At 72.6% G+C, this 16,717-nt stretch carries 18 protein-coding genes; 7 read left to right on the forward strand and 11 right to left on the reverse strand.

Annotated features, from left to right (window positions below; genetic code table 11):
* Positions 1–46 precede the first annotated feature (46 nt).
* On the forward strand, positions 47–1,030 hold the full coding sequence (locus tag BBK14_RS01285) for an NAD-dependent epimerase/dehydratase family protein (protein ID WP_071059374.1): 984 nt from the start codon (positions 47–49) through the stop codon (positions 1,028–1,030).
* Positions 1,031–1,073: 43 nt separating this feature from the next.
* Here BBK14_RS01285 and BBK14_RS41865 read toward each other — a convergent pair whose 3' ends face one another.
* Together BBK14_RS41865 and BBK14_RS01290 are read right to left on the reverse strand one after the other, a co-directional pair.
* The gene (locus BBK14_RS41865) at positions 1,074–1,148 is read right to left on the reverse strand and encodes a 50S ribosomal protein bL37 (protein WP_369299096.1); all 75 of its coding nucleotides are present in this window, start codon (positions 1,146–1,148) and stop codon (positions 1,074–1,076) included.
* A gap of 98 nt (positions 1,149–1,246) precedes the next feature.
* Positions 1,247–2,320 (reverse strand): DUF5317 domain-containing protein, encoded by a 1,074-nt coding sequence (locus tag BBK14_RS01290; protein ID WP_241831027.1) that lies wholly within the window; start codon positions 2,318–2,320, stop codon positions 1,247–1,249.
* 365 nt (positions 2,321–2,685) lie between these two features.
* Here BBK14_RS01290 and BBK14_RS01295 point away from each other — a divergent pair, with 365 nt between their 5' ends.
* The gene (locus tag BBK14_RS01295; RefSeq protein WP_020458608.1) at positions 2,686–2,904 is read left to right on the forward strand and encodes a biotin/lipoyl-binding carrier protein; all 219 of its coding nucleotides are present in this window, start codon (positions 2,686–2,688) and stop codon (positions 2,902–2,904) included.
* Between the two features lie 153 nt (positions 2,905–3,057).
* Positions 3,058–3,246: a biotin synthase auxiliary protein BsaP gene (bsaP, locus tag BBK14_RS34315; RefSeq protein WP_083390623.1), complete on the forward strand. Its 189-nt coding sequence runs from the start codon at positions 3,058–3,060 to the stop codon at positions 3,244–3,246.
* A gap of 472 nt (positions 3,247–3,718) precedes the next feature.
* Here bsaP and bioB read toward each other — a convergent pair whose 3' ends face one another.
* The 3 genes from bioB to BBK14_RS01310 form a co-directional block, all read right to left on the reverse strand.
* A complete protein-coding gene (gene bioB, locus BBK14_RS01300; RefSeq protein WP_071059376.1) occupies positions 3,719–4,798 on the reverse strand; it encodes a biotin synthase BioB in 1,080 nt (359 codons plus the stop codon).
* A gap of 195 nt (positions 4,799–4,993) precedes the next feature.
* Complete coding sequence (gene bioD / locus BBK14_RS01305; protein ID WP_071059377.1) at positions 4,994–5,710, reverse strand: dethiobiotin synthase; 717 nt, start codon at positions 5,708–5,710, stop codon at positions 4,994–4,996.
* Entirely contained in the window at positions 5,707–7,068 is a 1,362-nt protein-coding gene (locus tag BBK14_RS01310) for an 8-amino-7-oxononanoate synthase (protein WP_235014381.1), read from the reverse strand. Before BBK14_RS01310 ends, bioD begins: the two co-directional genes overlap by 4 nt.
* A gap of 52 nt (positions 7,069–7,120) precedes the next feature.
* On the opposite strand from BBK14_RS01310, the gene BBK14_RS01315 reads away from it, so the two are divergent.
* Positions 7,121–8,590 (forward strand): sensor histidine kinase, encoded by a 1,470-nt coding sequence (locus tag BBK14_RS01315; RefSeq protein ID WP_041253694.1) that lies wholly within the window; start codon positions 7,121–7,123, stop codon positions 8,588–8,590.
* A 471-nt stretch (positions 8,591–9,061) separates the two neighbouring features.
* On the opposite strand, the gene BBK14_RS01320 is transcribed toward BBK14_RS01315, so the two are convergent.
* Entirely contained in the window at positions 9,062–9,310 is a 249-nt protein-coding gene (locus tag BBK14_RS01320; protein ID WP_018502284.1) for a WhiB family transcriptional regulator, read from the reverse strand.
* A 670-nt stretch (positions 9,311–9,980) separates the two neighbouring features.
* On the opposite strand from BBK14_RS01320, the gene BBK14_RS01325 reads away from it, so the two are divergent.
* Positions 9,981–10,931 carry a glycerophosphodiester phosphodiesterase gene (locus BBK14_RS01325; RefSeq protein WP_071059378.1) on the forward strand — a complete coding sequence of 317 codons (951 nt, stop codon included), beginning with the start codon at positions 9,981–9,983 and terminating at the stop codon, positions 10,929–10,931.
* Positions 10,932–11,065: 134 nt separating this feature from the next.
* Here BBK14_RS01325 and BBK14_RS01330 read toward each other — a convergent pair whose 3' ends face one another.
* On the reverse strand, positions 11,066–12,148 hold the full coding sequence (locus BBK14_RS01330) for a diacylglycerol/lipid kinase family protein (RefSeq protein WP_071059379.1): 1,083 nt from the start codon (positions 12,146–12,148) through the stop codon (positions 11,066–11,068).
* Positions 12,149–12,289: 141 nt separating this feature from the next.
* Here BBK14_RS01330 and BBK14_RS01335 point away from each other — a divergent pair, with 141 nt between their 5' ends.
* The gene (locus BBK14_RS01335; RefSeq protein WP_071059380.1) at positions 12,290–12,730 is read left to right on the forward strand and encodes a hypothetical protein; all 441 of its coding nucleotides are present in this window, start codon (positions 12,290–12,292) and stop codon (positions 12,728–12,730) included.
* Between the two features lie 246 nt (positions 12,731–12,976).
* Here the strand turns inward: BBK14_RS01335 and BBK14_RS01340 are convergent, their stop codons facing one another.
* The 4 genes from BBK14_RS01340 to sodN all read right to left on the reverse strand — a co-directional run bounded on the left by BBK14_RS01340 (position 12,977) and on the right by sodN (position 16,220).
* Positions 12,977–14,062: an RNA polymerase sigma factor SigF gene (locus tag BBK14_RS01340; RefSeq protein ID WP_083390624.1), complete on the reverse strand. Its 1,086-nt coding sequence runs from the start codon at positions 14,060–14,062 to the stop codon at positions 12,977–12,979.
* Positions 14,059–14,595 carry an ATP-binding protein gene (locus tag BBK14_RS01345; protein WP_018502289.1) on the reverse strand — a complete coding sequence of 179 codons (537 nt, stop codon included), beginning with the start codon at positions 14,593–14,595 and terminating at the stop codon, positions 14,059–14,061. Before BBK14_RS01345 ends, BBK14_RS01340 begins: the two co-directional genes overlap by 4 nt.
* A gap of 550 nt (positions 14,596–15,145) precedes the next feature.
* Entirely contained in the window at positions 15,146–15,658 is a 513-nt protein-coding gene (locus BBK14_RS01350; RefSeq protein WP_071059381.1) for a GNAT family N-acetyltransferase, read from the reverse strand.
* Between the two features lie 163 nt (positions 15,659–15,821).
* The gene (sodN, locus tag BBK14_RS01355; RefSeq protein WP_018502291.1) at positions 15,822–16,220 is read right to left on the reverse strand and encodes a superoxide dismutase, Ni; all 399 of its coding nucleotides are present in this window, start codon (positions 16,218–16,220) and stop codon (positions 15,822–15,824) included.
* A gap of 153 nt (positions 16,221–16,373) precedes the next feature.
* Between sodN and BBK14_RS01360 the strand changes: the two genes are divergently transcribed.
* Positions 16,374–16,709 carry a S24/S26 family peptidase gene (locus tag BBK14_RS01360; protein WP_071059382.1) on the forward strand — a complete coding sequence of 112 codons (336 nt, stop codon included), beginning with the start codon at positions 16,374–16,376 and terminating at the stop codon, positions 16,707–16,709.
* Positions 16,710–16,717: the final 8 nt, after the last annotated feature.

Below are 16,717 nucleotides of genomic sequence, written 5' to 3' on the forward strand. Positions count from 1 at the left end.
CCCGCTCGTGCGGGGAGGTCGGCAGCGGGCGGTTAGGCTGCCTGCTGTGCGTATCCTCGTCACCGGCGCGGCCGGTTTCATCGGTTCCACCGTCGTCGATCGGATGCTTGCTGACGGTCATTCGGTCGTGGGCATCGACGACCTGTCGTCCGGGCGCATGGAGAATCTCGCGCAGGCGGCGGCCGATGCCCGGTTCTCGTTCGAGAAGGGCGATATCACATCGCCCGATCTCGGTGACTTCGTCGCCCGGGTCCGCCCCGACGCGGTGGCTCATCTCGCGGCGCAGATTGACGTCCGGATCAGCGTCGCCGACCCGCTGCTCGACGCCCGGCTGAACGTTCTCGGCACGATCAACCTGCTGGAGGCGGCCCGGGCCGCCGGGGTGGCGAAGGTCATCCACACCTCGTCCGGCGGGTCGATCTACGGCACGCCGGCCGCGCTGCCCGTCGACGAGTCCGTGCCACCCGCGCCCGAGTCGCCGTACGCGGCCGGGAAGGCCGCCGGCGAGCTGTACCTCAACGTGTACCGGGTGACCTACGGTGTCGCGACGACGGCGCTGGCGCTCGGGAACGTCTACGGGCCCCGTCAGGACCCGCACGGCGAGGCCGGGGTGGTCGCCATCTTCGGCACCGCCATGCTCGAGGGGCGCCCGACCAAGATCTTCGGTGACGGGACGACCAGCCGGGACTACGTCTTCGTCGGGGACGTCGCCGACGCCTTCGCCCGGTGCGTGCCGGCCCAGGCGGCCAACGGCCTGCGGATCAACATCGGGACCGGCGCCGAGACCACCGTTCTCGACCTGCACAGCCGCATCGCGCGGGTGGTCGGGGTGCCGGACGAGCCCCAGTTCGCCCCGCCGCGCCCCGGCGAGCTGCAGCGCATCAGCCTGGACGTCGGCCTCGCGGAGCGGGAGATCGGCTGGCGGCCGCGGATGGACCTGGACGGCGGGCTCACCCGGACCGTCGACTGGATCCGGGCCCGGATCAGCGCCCACGCCGCCGCCTCCGGCTCGGCCGGCGTGACCGGCTGACGAGACCGGGTGGGAGCGCTGGGCGTCCCACCCGGTCCACCTGTCAGGTGTTCGGGCGCTTGCCGTGGTTGGCCTTGCTCTTCGCCCGCGCGCGCCGCTTGCGCTTCTTCTTCGCCATCATGAACTCCTCTCCGCCGCTCTGAGCACATGGTCGCTCTGGGCACATACTGCCAGCCGCCGGCTGCCGCGCAGCGGCGGCGGACCCGGCTGGTCGGCCTACTCGGCGGCGTGGCCGCTGTCGACGGGGCGGGCGAGGCCGCTGGTGGGGCCGGAGTCCGGGCCCGCGCCGGCGCGTCCGCCGAGCCTGGTCCCGTCGCCGGGCGGGGGCCCGTCACCGCCCGGATGATCGTCGGCGGGTTCGCGGCCGGGCGGCACGTCCCCCGCTCCGGGGCGCTCCGGCGCGGCCGTGGCGCCCACGGGTCCGGCCGGGTCGTCCGCGGGCCCGGTCATGGCGGGAACGAGCCGTGGCGTGCCGTCCCGCTCCGTGTGCTCGTCGCCGGGCGGGCCCTCGGCGAGCGGCTCCTCGGCCGACGGGTCCTGGTCCAGGACGTATCCGTCGTCCTCACGGTCCCCGTCCCGCCCGTCGCTCTCGAGCCCGTCACCCTCGTGATCCCTGACGTCCTCGTGGTCTCTGCCGTGCCCGTCGACGCGGGGTCTCTCGTCTTCGAGGTGCTCGTCGTCGAGGTGTCCCTCGTCGTCGCCGGGCCCGTCGCCGTCGCCGTCGCTGTCGTCCGCGCCGTGTCCGTCGGTGTCCGGTGCGCCAGCGGCCCGCCGGGGTCGGGCGAGGCCGGCGGCGAGCCGGGCCTGCAACGTCCGCCGTGCCCGCACCGGTGCCACCGCGCCGAACATGCCCAGGCCGGCGGCCATGAGGACGTCCCCGAGGCTCACCACGGCCGGTGCGCCCGGCGTCGGGAGCGGCAGGATGTCACTGATCAGGCGCAGCGACGTGTCCCCTCCCGCCACCGTGTGGAAGTGCGAGTCGTGGATGCTCTGGACCGATACGCCGGCCCGGTCGGCGGCCCACGCCGAGACCGGCATGTCCCCGCTGTTGGCGCTGATCACGAGCGCGTTGAGCAGCACGCCGGCGCACAGCAGCGGAAGGCCGGGGAGCCGCCGGTTGGCCACGGCGAAGACCACCAGACCGGCTGACGCGAGGATCCAGGCCGGGCTGTGCAGTGCTCCGACGAGCCTGCCGACGGCCAGCACGACCAGTACGCCGACGAACAGCCAGGGCCTGGCGACGTGGACGCGACTGAGGGCGTCGAGGGTTCCGCCCCTCGCGAGCCCCACGGCCAACCCGCACAACAGGGTCAGGAGGAGGAGTACGAGCACATCCGTAAGTGTGGAGGGTCGCCGCTCGATCGCGCAGCACCGCCCGCCGGTGTGACCCTTCCGCGACGGGCCCGGGACGCAGCGGCGCCGACGACGAGGTCGCGGCCCGTGCCCGCGTGGGCGCCCGATCCGGCGCCGCGCACCGGCATGGCCCGGGGGTGTGGGGTCGTCCTCCCAACCGGGCGCGGCCCCGCCGCGGGTCGTCCGGATGGCGCGTCGGGTCGATTGCGATCCTGCGCCGACCCGGCGGCTACTACGCTCACATCAGCCGGCGCCGCAGCGCGGTCGACCGGGAGAGCGGTCGACGTGGAGAAGGGATTCCGATGTCCGAGGAAGTCCGTGCCGAGATGGTCGCCAACGTCTGGAAGGTCGTCGTCGGTGTCGGCGACTCGGTCGCGGCGGGTGATGCCCTGGTAATCCTCGACTCCATGAAGATGGAGATTCCGGTGATCAGCGAGGAGGGCGGCACCGTCGCCAGCATCGCCGTCAACGAGGGCGACGTCGTGCAGGACGGGGACCTGATCGCCGTCGTCGACTCCTGACCGGTCACCGGTGACATGCTGCGCGGGTGACATGCTGCCGCCGGTGGCCCGCGACGGCCCGGCAGGCAGCCGCCCGGCAGGCCACCGGTGGTGACGTGACGGCGCGGACTTCCCGCCGCCGGTCGCGGGCCGGGTGCCCTAGGCTGCTCTGTCATGGAGGCCTCGTTCTGCGACCGGTGTGGCCAGCTCGCGAGCATTGGCAGTCATGACGTCTGCGCGCGGGCGCGCGCGCTGGAACCACCGCGGTACTGCTCGTCCTGCCGGCGTCGCCTCGTCGTCCAGGTGACCCCGCTGGGCTGGAGCGCGCGCTGCGCCGAGCACGGGACGTCGGTGTCGGCCTGACCCGTGGCCGCTTCCCAGCCTTGGCCGCGGGGCCGGGCTCGTCCCGCTACCCGGCCCTGGGTCGGTGGCGGGGCTCGTGGTCTGGACGAGTAGTCCGACAGTTTCGCCCTCGGTGCCGACCGCCCAGGCTCCGGTTCGCTTCCGCGCGCTCGGCTACTCGCCGTTTGGTTTCTTTCTCGCCGTTTCAGACGGCACGCCCTGCGACGTTCGCTCTGGGAGGGCGAGAAGGATGTCAAACGACGAGCAGGCCACCCCGACGTGTAGGGGTTTTGTCCGATAAATGACGGCTGGCCGTGCCGTGGTCACCACGAACCACGGTCGACCGCGGTGCTCCGCGGAACACCCGAACTCCCGCGAGCCGTGGTCACCACGAACCACGGTCGACCGCGGTGCTCCGCGGAACACCCGAACCGGACACGAACCCCCGATGATAGATCAACATTAGGGTGACGGAAGGTCCGGACTCACTTGCTCAGAGCGTGGCCTGCAGGGACTTGATCGGCATCCGCAGCTCCGTGAGCATGGCCAGGTCGCTCTCCGGATTCTTGCCGAGCGTGGTCAGGTAGTTTCCGACGATCACCGCGTTGATGCCGCCGAGCATTCCCTGGACATCCAGGTCGCCCAGCGTGATCTCGCGCCCGCCGGCGTAGCGCAGGATCGTGCGGGGCAGCGCCAGCCGGAACGCGGCGATGGTGCGCAGGGCCTCGCGTGAGTCCACCGCGGGCAGGTCACCGAACGGGGTGCCGGGTCGCGGGTTGAGGAAGTTCAGCGGCACCTCGTCCGGCTCCAGAGCGGCGAGCTGGGCGGCCAGCTCGGCGCGCTGTTCGAGGGACTCGCCCACACCGATGATCGCGCCGCAGCACAGCTCCATCCCGGCGGCGCGGACGAGCTCGCAGGTCTCCCAGCGCTCCTCCCAGCTGTGGGTGGTGACCACCTTCGGGAAGTGCGAGCGCGCCGTCTCCAGGTTGTGGTTGTAGCGGTGCACGCCCAGGCCGGCGAGCTCGTCCACCTGCTCCTGGGTGAGCATGCCGAGCGAGCAGGCGACGTTGATGTCGACGGCCGCCCGGATCGCCGCCACGCCCTCGCGGATCTGCTCCATCAGCCGCTGGTCGGGGCCGCGGACCGCGGCGACGATGCAGAACTCGGTGGCGCCGGTCGCCGCCGTCGCCTTCGCCGCCTCGACCAGGGACGGGACGTCCAGCCAGGCGGAGCGCACGGGGGAGTCGAAGCGGCCGGACTGGGAGCAGAAGTGGCAGTCCTCGGGGCAGCCGCCGGTCTTGAGGCTGATGATGCCCTCGACCTCGACCTCCGGCCCGCACCAGCGCAGCCGCACCTCGTGGGCGAGCGCGAGCAGGTCGCCCAGTGCCTCGTCCGGCAGCTGGAGGACCGCGAGCACGTCCTGTTCGTCGAGGCCGCGCCCCTCGTCGAGTACCTGTCGGCGGGCACGGGCGAGAATGTCGTCGTCGACGGGTCGGGGTGCCTCGGTGACGTCGGTGGTCTCGACGGTCGGGGACGCTTCCGCGGTCGCGGGCGTGGTCACAGGTGCGGTCACAGGTGATCTCCATCAGGAGGTCGTGCCGGCGGCGTGGCTCGCGGCCAGCGGTCGGGCTGGACGTCCGTCTTCTCGTATCAGCGGTCGGGTGGCGGGGGTTGTGGCCGGCCGGGGCCGGTCGATCCGCGCCGAGACCATTGTTCAGTCATCCTCGTGACTCGTGCCCGTGTTGTGACGTGAGTCCGGCCGGGGTCGTCACACGGCGTACCGGCGTCGGAACTCCGCGGCGTTGAATGCGCCGCCGAGGGCCGGTTCGAGCGAGGATCGCGCGATCTGCAGGAACTGCCCGGTGCCGAGCAGCCCGGCCCCGGCCGGCACCGCCCCGGCCAGCGGCCGCGCGGCGAGCAGCTCGAGGTCGACGATGTTGCTGCGCGCGGCCAGGTCGGGCTCGGCCGGCCAGGAGCCCACGACGATGCCCGCCAGGTCGAGCCCGCGGTTGGCCATGACCTCCAGGGTGAGCGCCGTCGCGTTCAGCGTGCCGAGCCCGGCGGTCGTGACCACGAGAACCGGTGCCGCCAGCGTCCGGGCCAGGTCGGCGAGGGTGGAGCCGTCGTGGTCGTACCGGACGAGCAGACCGCCGGCGCCCTCGACGAGGACCAGCCCGCGGTCGGCCTGCAGCCGCCGCACCGCCACCGCCACCGTGCCGAGGTCGGGCGTGGGCAGGCCGGCCCGCCGCGCGGCGCTCACCGGCGCCAGCGGGTCGGCGTACCGGCTGAGCTCGTGCACGTCGTCGACCCCGGAGAGGTCCCGGACGAGGTCGACGTCGCCCAGCTCGCCGGCCCGGACGCCGGTCTGCGCCGGCTTGACCACGGCGACCGCCGTCCCCCTGTCCGCGGCGAGGGCGGCGAGGGCGGCGGTCACCACGGTCTTGCCGACCTCCGTCCCGGTGCCGGTGACGATGAGCACGCTCACGGCGCGGGGAACCGGCCGATGGCGTCGGTGATCACACCGACCGCGCGGCTCACATCGGCCTCGGTGAGGTCGGCGCGGGCCGCCACCCGCAGCCGGCTCGTCCCGGCGGGGACCGTCGGGGGCCGGAAGCAGCCGACGGCGACCCCGGCGTCGCGGCAGGCCGCGGCCACCGAGACGGCCCGCTCGGGATCGCCGAGCACCACCGACACCACCGCGCCGGCCGGCTCCGGGGCCCCGGTCGCGGCGGCGATCTCCCGCGCCCGCCGCTGGACCCGCTCCGGCAGGTCCGGGTGTCGGGTGAGCAGCCGCAGCGCCGCCAGTGCGGAGCCCGCGCACGCCGGCGCCAGCCCCGTGTCGAAGATGAACGTCCGGGCGGTGTCGATCAGGTGGTCGCGCAGCGCGGCCGGCCCGAGGACGGCACCGCCCTGGCTGCCCAGCGACTTGGAGAGGGTCACGGTGGCGATCACGTCCGGCTCGCCGGCCAGCCCGGCCGCGGCGAGCGCCCCGCGCCCGCCCGGGCCCACGACGCCGAGCCCGTGCGCCTCGTCGACGAGCAGGACGGCGCCGTGTCGCCGGGCGACCGCGTGCAGGGCGGCCAGCGGGGCGAGATCGCCGTCCGCGGAGAAGATCGAGTCGGTGAGGACGAACGCGCGCCGCCAGGAACGTGTGGCCAGCGCCTCGTCGACCGCATCGACGTCCGAATGTGGCGTGACCAGGACGTCCGCGCGGGACAGCCGGCAGGCGTCGACCAGTGAGGCGTGGTTGCGCTCGTCGGAGAGCACCAGGTCACCAGGCCCGGTGAGGACGGTCAGCATCGCCAGGTTGGCGGCGTAGCCCGAGGAGAAGACGAGCGCGGAGCCGAAGCCGAGGTGCTCGGCGAGCGCGGACTCGAGCTCCCCGTGCAGCGTCGTGGTGCCGCTGACCAGCCGGCTGCCGGTGGACCCGGCGCCGAACGCGCGCAGCGCGGCGATGCCGCCCTCGACCACCTCCGGATGGCGAGCCAGCCCGAGGTAGTCGTTGCCGGCGAGGTCGAGCAGGAGATCACCGTCGGTCCACGGCTGCAGCGAGCCGTGTGCGGGCAGCGCCGGCGCGCCCGTGGGCCCGCGCTCGGCGCGGGGCGCCCGGGGGCGCAGCACGCGGTGCAGCCCGGCCTCGGCCCGCAGCCGGGCCGCCTCGCCCAGCCAGCCGAGCGGGGCGGGGCTGGCGGCGGGGCTGTTCGCGTGGCTGGTCGCGCCGCCCGCGGGGCCGGGCACGGTGCCGGCGGGGCTGGCCGGGACGCCGTCCGATGCGTCGGCCGAGGTCGCGGATGGGGTGGTGATGGTGCTGTCGGGCGTCACGTCGGCGAGCGTACGGCGCATTCCGGCCCGGCCGCCCGGCACGCCCACCACGGCGTCTGGCAGTCTGCGTCCCGTGGGAACCCTCGCCGACGCCCTGCGAGCGAGCACCGATCTCAGCGGCGACGACATCGACCATCTCCATGCGCTCGTCGCGGACTGGGCCCTGCTCGCCGATCTGTCCTTCGCGGACCTGCTGCTGCTTGTCCCGGTGCGGTCCGGCTCGGTGCGGGCGGGGCACGCCGGCGGCATGGAGTTCCAGGTCGTCGCGCAGGTACGTCCCACGACCGGACCCACCGCGTATCACAACGACGAGGTCGGCAGCGTCGTCATCAACCGGTGGGTCGTGCAGAACGCCTGGCGCGAGCACCGGATCGCGCGGGAGGGTGAGCCCGAGTGGGACGGCGGGGTGCCGGTGCGCACCGAGGCGATCCCGGTGCGCCACGGCGACCGGGTGATCGCCGTCCTGGCCCGGGACACCAACCTCGCGACGACCCGGACGCCGAGCGCGCTGGAGTCCGCCTACCTGCAGGGCGCGAACAACCTGGCCCTGATGATCGCCGAGGGTGCGTTCCCGTTCCGGGGCAGCTCCGCCGAGCTGCCCGAGGCGCCGCGGGTCGGTGACGGCATGATGCGCCTCGACGGCGCCGGCAAGGTGATCTTCGCCAGCCCGAATGCGCTGTCGGCGTACCGCCGGCTCGGCCACACCGGGAACGTCACCGGTGAGGACCTGCGCACCGTGCACCGCGCGCTCAACCTGCCGGCCACGACACCCGCGGTCTGGCACGCGATCAGCCGGCGCCGGCCGGTCGAGGTCGAGATCGAGGTGGGCAGCACGGTCGTGCTGCTGCGGGCCATCCCGCTCTTCCCCGGCGCGATCCGCGAGGTGCTGGTCCTCGTCCGCGACGTCTCGGAGCTGCGGCGCCGGGAGGCCCAGCTGCTGAGCAAGGACGCGACGATCCGGGAGATCCACCACCGGGTCAAGAACAACCTGCAGACCGTGGCGGCGCTGCTGCGCCTGCAGATGCGCCGGACGAAGGCGGACGAGGCCCGCGACGCGCTGCGCGAGTCGGTGCGCCGGGTGACCTCGATCGCCGTCGTCCACGAGACRCTCTCCCAGACGCTGGGGGAGTCCGTTCCGTTCGACGAGATCGCCGACCAGATCACCTCGGTGACCGTCGACCTCGCGTCGACCGGGACCCGCGCGACGACCAGGCGGATCGGGTCGTTCGGCCGGCTTTCGGGCGAACTCGCCACGCCGTTGGCCCTTGTGCTCTCGGAACTTCTGCAGAATGCTGTCGAACATGCGTTCGATGGATCGTCGGGAGCGATCGAGCTCCGCGTGCGGCGCGCCGAGGACCGCCTCGACGTCGTGGTTGCCGACGACGGCGCCGGCCTGCCGGACGACTTCCAGCTCGAGCACTCACCCCGGCTCGGGCTGCAGATCGTCCGTCAGCTGGTGCTGGGCGAGATGCGCGGGACCATCCGGCTGCAGGCCGGTCCGGCACGAGGGACCGAGGCGCTCCTGTCGATCCCACTTTCTTGAAGTTGTGTGTTTGGGCCTCGCTGGCGCGGGTACGCAGGCCAATGTGTCCTCTGTTCACGGCTCGCGTACGGCGGTCGTGTCGTCGCCGCAGGGCGGTCGTGGCGCATCGGGCGCCGCCGATGGTGCCGGCGGGGAGGCCGAGTACCCCGAAGGGGATGCCGACCCGAAAGATTTTTCGGCCGCTCCGTCCGGGTCCGCGCAGGGGTGTGCGCCGGACCAGCGGACAGAGCGGCCGATGGTGATGCATATCGTGAATCTCGCCTCGGGCATGCGTCGATCGACCCGCGAGCGGATGGGAACGGACCACTGCGTGGCTCCGCAATGGACATCCGGTCCGTCCGTACGCGGACAGGCGGTTCACGATCATTGTTCGGTTGTGTGCGGCCTACCTCAGGTAGGCCTGATCGGTCCTGATGCCGACCGGCTCGATCGCGCCCAGTGTGGGGCGCCCCGGGCTTGGGTGGTCCGGACTCAGGCGGTCCGGACTCTCAGCCGCACCTGGCGCTTGAGCGTCCGACGTTCATCCTCGCTCAACCCGCCCCAGACGCCGGAATCCTGCCCGGTGTCCAGTGCCCAGTTGAGGCAGTCACTAGTGACTGCGCACCGCCTGCAGACGGCCTTCGCCTCTTCGACCTGGCGTTCTGCCGGACCGGTCGTACCGATCGGGAAGAAGAGCTCGGGGTCCTCTTCACGGCAGAGCGCTCTGTGGCGCCAGTCCATGCGTACTACTCCCTCTCTCGTCTCGGGTCACACTGCACATCAGACGCTCGGTGAGCCGCCTTGGTTGCGTCGCGTCCCAGAAGAAAATTCCGGATGTCTGATCGGGTCGCGGCGACCGGGGCTTGTGCGAGTGCATGTGTGCGGACCCAACTGCACGTGCATCCACCTCGGACATTCGCCACCCTCCCACCGGAACGGGCAGGGGCGCAAGAACCTGCATGGTCCGTCACGCCCGGTCTGGCCGCTACCTGTCCGACGGGGACACAAGCGGACCAAGGATCACCCTGCCCTACGTCGGCCGGTGGTCATCACGAGTGGATCCCGTGGTTTGTAGTACTTCGAGGCCCTTCGGATCATGTTGAATCGTTGTGGCGTAACGATGGGTCGGCTCGCCCCGCAGGGTCAAACGATGTTGGCCTGTCGGGTGATGCCGGTTAGTCATCTCGTGCTAGGCTGCCCTCTTGGTGTCGATCTGGCTGTCGCCGTGTGGAGTGGCGCGGTCGGCCGGCGTAGCACTGAGGACCACGCAGGCAACCGCGCTGACAGCGGGGCATACGACCAGCACGTGAACTGACCGCAGGTAACCGACGGCAGGTGAGTCGCGGAACACCCGACCGATCCACTCTCCACGCGGCGTGACCGCATGGAACGGACCGCGCAGGATGGGGCGATGGAGGTTCTGGGCCATCGTGGAAGCCGGACACCCGGTCCGGAGAACACGCTCGAGGCGGTAGACGCCGCGTTACGGGCAGGTGCGGACGGCGTCGAGCTCGACGTGCGCCGCAGCGCCGACGGCGACCTGGTGTGTGTGCACGACGCGCGGCTGCCGCGGTTGGGCGGTCGGGCCGTCATCCGCCGGTCGACCAGTGAGCTCGCCAGCCGTGGCATCCCACTGCTGACCGAGATGCTCGACGTCTGGGACGGCCGTGGCCGTCTCATCCTGGAGATCAAGAACCAGCCGGGCCAGCCGGATTTCGACGCTCCACGCGAGCGGACGGCCCGTGCGCTCATCGAGCTGCTGCGGGCTCGCGGGCTGCCGGGCTCCTCCGTCGCCGGCGCGCACCTCGATCAGGCGACAGCGCCGGCCCCCGGTGCGCCATCCGACGTCGACCCACAGCTCGCCCAGCTGGCCGCCGGTGCGCCGCCCGGCCCCGGTACGCCATTCGCGAACGGAGCGCTTCCCGCGAACGGAGCGCCTTCCGCGCCCGGCTCGGCGGGTGGGCCAGCCGGCGAATCGAGTGGGTCGAGCTCCACCGGGAACCCGGCGCCGGCAAGCCGATCTGTGTCGGGAATCACAGTCTCGTCCTTCGACTGGTTCGCGATCGAGGCGATCCGCGACGCCGGGCTCGGCGTCGCGACCGCGTTCCTCACGATGCCGCGGATGTCGGTGAGCGGCGGGGTCGCCTACGCCCGCTCGGCGGGCCACACGGAGCTGCACGCACACGTGTCCGCCGTGCTGGGCGTGACCGACGCGGTCCCGCGCGCGCGGCGGGCCGGCCTCCGCCTCGTCACCTGGACGGTCACCGACCCGGCGACGGCGATCGAGCTGCGCGACGCCGGTGTGGACGGCGTGATCTGTGACGACCCCGTGGGCGTCGGCCAGGCGCTGCGGCGCCCCTGAGCGGGCGCTCTCAGCCGGCTCAGGGGCCTCGGTTGCCTCACCGCCTCAGGCGCCTTCAGTCGGCTCAGGAGCTTCAGTCGACTCGGTCCCGGCTCAGGTGACGACGCTCAGGAGCCTCGGGCGATTCGGTCGGGCTAGGCGATGACGCGCAGTGCCCGAGGGTGGTCGGTGAGCTCCACCAGCTCGAAGTTCCCCAGGACCTCGCCGTCCATCTGCACCGCGACCGGCTGATCGGCCCGCAGAGTCACCGCCGCCGCGTCGTGCAGCGTGACGACGTTGCGCCCCCGGGGGGTCGGCTCGTCGCCCAGCATCTGGAGCCCCGTCCGCAGCACGCTCGACAGCCTGGCGCGGCGCAGCCCCACCAGGTCGAGGCCGGTGTCGAAGGAGGCCTCCGGGCAGGCGGCGACCGGCCGGTTGTTCAGGTAGGTCCAGGGCCGGGTGTTGCAGACGATCGCGAGCGACACCTCGACGGGCTCACGGCCCTGCGCCCCGGGCTCGGAGTGGTCGACAGCCGCCCCGCCGGTCTCCCCGGTGCCGGCCGCCCCGCCGGCCTCGGTGTCCCGCGCGTCGCCGTCAGCCGCGTCGCCGTCGGGCGCCGCGCGCCCGGTGGCCACCCCACCCAGGATGCCGCCCGCCGCGGTGATGCTGATCGCCGGGCCGGAGCGCCCGACCCGGCGGACGAGCTCGGCGGTCGCGCAGCGCAGGAAGAGCCCGGCGGTGCTGCGACGTCCCTTGTCACGGCGACGCTCGACCGCGGCGACCACATCGGCGTCGAGACCCATGCCGAGGCAGAAGGTGAAGTAGCGGGTCTGGTCGCCGTACCGGGCCCGGCCCACGCTCACCTGCCGGGAGCGGCCCTCGCGCAGCGCGGCAAGCAGCTCCCCGGTGGCCTCCACCGGCGACGCCGAGTACCCGAGCGCTCGGGCGAAGACGTTCGTGCTCCCGCCCGGGACGACGGCGAGTGCCGGGCCCTCGCCCGCCGGGCCGCTCTCGACCAGGCCGTTGACGATCTCGTTCACGGTGCCGTCGCCACCGAGGACGATCACCACGTCGATGCCGAGCTCGCGGGCCCGGGCACCCAGCTCCAGCCCGTGGCCGCGCCCCTTGGTGACCACCGTCTCCAGGGCGACGTCCGCGGCGAGAGCGGTGGCGAGCACGTCGCGGACCCGCTCGGTAGTGGTGGTCGCGACCGGATTGACGACCAGCAGCCCGCGCATGCCAATACGGTAGCCTGCGCAACCATTCCGGGCGTCGGCTGGGAAAACTCTCACACCGTCCGTGCGGATCCCGCGCCGTGGCGTGGGCCTCGCGGTGTGGTCCCCAGCGCCGTCGTGGCGAACGGGACGTAATCTCGGCGGATGGGTACCAACCGCGGCCCCGTCGGGGCGTCCGGCCCTGCTCCGGCACCGAGCGCGCGGGTCGTACCGCGTCCGCTGCTTGCCGCTGGCGTGCTGCTCGGCGTTGAGACGGCGGTGCTCGCGGGCCTGGGCGCGCTGCTGGTGGTCCGGGGCTTCGGTTCCGACATCGAGGACGTCGGCCGGGCGGAGACCGGTGGTGTGCTCGCTCTGGTGGGCGCGGCCTGCCTGGGCCTGGTGACCTGGGGGGTCCTGCGCGGCCGGTCCGGTTTCCGGTCGCCTGCGCTGGTGACACAGGTTCTGTGTCTCCCCGTTGCCTGGGGCCTGTTGCAGGGTGGTCTGTACGGCTATGGTGTGCCGCTGGTGGTAGTTCCGCTCGCGATCATCGTGTCCCTGGGCTTCGGCGGCGGGTACGCCAGGCCGGCCGAAGATGGCGACGCTTGATCGTGGCGGGCTGGGCGGCCGGGTGAGGAGCTGAACCGACCCGGGCCCAGGGGTCGGTTCGCCGGCAGGCTGTGCCGTGCGGCACCCGCGCCGAGCGCGGGTCGGACGGGCAGCGAACAGGACAGGCGTTGCTGGACAGGCAGGTGCTGGACGGGCTGCTGCTGGTGAGCAGTCAGGCTTAGGCCGGGCGGTTGGCCGGGCCAGGGGCGGGGGTGCGGCCCCGGGGCGTACCGAATGCTGGTCGGCTCAGCCGTCTTCCAGTAGCCCGCGGCGGAGCTGGGCCAGTGTGCGGGCCAACAGCCGGGACACGTGCATCTGCGAGATGCCGAGCTCGTTCGCGATCTGCGACTGGGTCATGTTGCCGAAGAAGCGGAGCAGCAGGATGCGCTTCTCCCGCGGGGGAAGCTTCTCCAACAGCGGCTTGAGGGACTCGCGGTACTCCACGCCCTCCAGCGACTCGTCCTGCACCCCCAGGGTGTCGGCGACGGCCGGAGCCTCGTCGTCCCCGGAGTCGGGCGCGTCCAGCGAGACGGCCGAGTAGGCGTTCGCCGACTCGAGGCCCTCGAGGACCTCTTCCTCGCTCATCTCCAGGTGACGGGCGATCTCGCTGACCGTCGGCGAGCGGCCCAGCGACTGGGACAGCTCGGAGGTCGCCTTCGTCAGCGAGAGCTTGAGCTCCTGGAGCCGACGGGGCACCCGGATCGCCCAGCCCTTGTCGCGGAAGTGCCGCTTGATCTCCCCGACGATGGTCGGGGTCGCGTAGGTCGAGAACTCGACCCCGCGCTCCGGGTCGAACCGGTCGACGGACTTGATCAGCCCGATGGTCGCGACCTGCACCAGATCGTCGAGCGGCTCGCCGCGGTTTCGGAACCGCCGGGCGAGGTACTCGACGAGGGGAAGGTGCATGCGGACGAGCTGGTCGCGCAGGGCGGCCCGTTCCGGGTCCCCCTCGGGCAGCGACACCAGCCGGACGAACAGCGCGCGGGCCCGGATCCGATCCGGCGACCCGGCGCCGTGCCCGGACGCGCCGGAGCGGGAGCCCGCACCGGCGGCGTCGACGGCCTCGTCGGGCTGGGCCTGCTCGCCCACGGCCGAGGCGGGCGGCGGACCACCGTGCTCGGCGCCAGGCCCGGATCCGCGTTCGGCTAGGCCGTCGGCCTCGTGCGCCGTCCCGGTGATCCCGCCGACGTCGGGGCCGGCGGTGTCAGCGCTGGCGATGTCAGCGCTGGTGATGTCGCCGGCACCGCGCTGGCTGAGTGCCGCGACCGGGTCGCCCGCGCGGTTCGTGGGGACCGTACGAGGGGTGGTGGGTGTTCTGCCGGCTGAAGTCACGACGTGCCTACCGTGTCGCCGAGGGCCGCTGTGGAGGCCGCGCCGGAGCCGCGGACGTGCCCGGCCGGGGGCTCACCCAGGTCGGCCCGGACACCGCGGCGCTTCTGGAGGGCGATGCTTACCCGGGAGCCCGGACCGGTCGAGCTGGAGACGTCGCCGGCCAGCGCGGTCAGCACCGTCCAGGCGAACGTCTCGGTGGAGGGCGGCTCGCCGTCGAGGCTCTCGACGGTTACCAGGACTTTCATGACGCCGGGCTCGAGGGCGAACCTGCATTCCAGCGACGAGCCGGGAACGGCGGAGACGAGCAGCAGCGCGCACGCCTCGTCCACCGCGATCCGGAGATCCTCGATGTCGTCGAGGGTGAAGTCCAGCCGGGCCGCGAGCGACGCGGTGGCCGTCCGCAGGACGGTCAGATAGGCGCTCGCGGCGGGCAGGGTGAGCTGGACGACGTCGTGCGGGCCGCCGCCGTGGGTGGCCTCGCCCGAGGTGCCGCCGGAGTTCTCCGCGCCGCCGGTCGAAGGCGTCGGATTCACGTTCCTACCCCCAAGAGCCCGGGTCGTGCGAGGAAGGTCCTCGTCGATGATGTCGGTCTTCGTGCGTTTGTGTCGGGTGTTTCCGCCACCGGGTGTCGCTCGTTCGTGGATCTCGATCTGGCTGGGTCTGGCTCGGGTTCCGTCCCGTGATCGGTGCCTTGCTGTTGCCGGTGTCTTGCGGTCGCCGGCGCTGCGAGGCGGGTTTCCCGCGACCCGTGGTGTTGTGTCCGTTTCCGGACGACACTCCGGTGCCGGCGCCTGCCCGATCCATCGGGGCGTTACTCCGATGATGGCGCTGCCGAGGAGGTCCGACTCGCGTGGGCCCCGTCGTTCACCACCGTACCCAGCCCGCCTGGGGTATCGCAGGTCGGGTGATCAGAAGAGGGCGCCGAAGGCCCGACTGGTCGCGGATGGCCGCTTCCTGCCCGGCCACCTGGGTGTTCTCGGCGCCGGGCGCGGCCGACCAGGTGGCCGCGGGCGGCCGGGGTGCCGGTGCGGAGGTCAGGTGACAGTGACCTTCAGGGCACGGTTTCAGCCGGGAAGGCGCACGTCAGGTAACACTGTCGTGATGTGAGCGGGGGCCTGCCAGCGTGTCGATCGCGCGGGCGTCCAGCCGCCAGGTGGTCCACTCCGAGGTGGGTGCCGCCCCCACCGACCGGTAGAAGGCGTGCGCGGGGGTGTTCCAGTCCAGGACGGCCCATTCCAGCCGCAGGTAGCCGCGCCGCCCGCAGATCCGGGCGAGCTCGGTCAGCAGCTCCCGGCCGTGCCCGGCGCGGCGGTGCTCGGGCCGGACGAACAGGTCGATCAGGTACATCCCGCTTTTCCCCGTCCAGGTGGAGAAGGTCGGGTGCCACATCGCGAAGCCCACAACGTCGGCCACGTCGCCGGCCGGGTTCGGCGACCCCGCCACCAGGCAGTGCGCCGCGGGTGGGTCGCCGAACAGGGCCATGGTGAGGTCGTCGGCGGTCATCGCGACCGCGTCCGGCTCGCGCTCGTAGGCGGCGAGGCCGCGGACCAGGGCGAGGACGGCTTCGACGTCCCCGTGCCGGGCAGGTCTGATCATGTCCGCTCCCGGGATGTGATCATTTAGATCCCCGGTGGACGGGATCACAGGCGCTCGCCCCACCGGCCGACGGGACACCCGACCCACACACAAAACCGGGCGCCCCGCCGGGATGGCACTCGGCCACCCGGGGGAACGCCCGGCCCTACCTGTCGCCCGAGTCTCAGGCGGCGGCCTTCGTCTCCCAGAAGATCGTGGAGATCTCGTCGATCAGGTCCAGGAGCTTCTGGCCCTGTGTCGGGTCGACCGAGCCCTTGGCGCCGGCCGCGCCGGCTGCCTTGGTGGCCTGCCAGAACAGGTCATGCAGCTGGGGGTACTTCTCGAGGTGGTTCGGCTTGAAGTAGTCGGTCCAGAGCACCCAGAGGTGGTGCTTGACCAGCTCGGCGCGCTCCTCCTTGATGACGAGCGCCCGGGCCCGGAACTCCGGGTCCGTGTTGGCCTGGTACTTCTCCTGGATGGCCTTGACCGACTGGGCCTCGACCTTCGCCTGGGCCGGGTCGTAGACGCCGCAGGGCAGGTCACAGTGGGCACTGACGCTGATCGCGGGATGCAGCAGGCTCATGCCGCCGTCCTCTCTGTATCGCCTCGGGTCTGTCGCCCAGGGGCGGCCGCGTCCGCGCCGGGCGGGTCGGCCCTGGGTGGTTGCGATCGCGGGACGTGGATCGCGAGTTAGGAGTCCGCGGACCAGTTTCCCGCCTTCTGGCAACCTACCCCCGTGAGGCCACGTGTTTCCGTGCGGGCGGTCGCTGTCCGCGGCGAGTCGATGCAACCAACCCTGAACGACGGCGACACATGCCTCGTGCTGTGGGGCGCGTCACCCAGACCGGGTGACGTGGTGGTGGCGCGGCTGCCCGAGCGCGGGCTGGGGGTCAAACGGGCCGAGTTCACCGACCCGGACGGATCCTGGTGGCTGCGCTCGGACAACGTGCRCACCGGCACCGACAGCGCGACGTTCGGGATGATCCCGGCCGGCGACGTCCTCGGCCGGGTCGTGGCGCGGTACTGGCCGCGCCCGCGTGCACTGCGCCGCAGCCGGCCACCCCGGGCGTGAGCCGCCCG

Source organism: Parafrankia soli (genome assembly GCF_001854695.1).
Classification (GTDB): Bacteria; Actinomycetota; Actinomycetes; order Frankiales; family Frankiaceae; genus Parafrankia; species Parafrankia soli.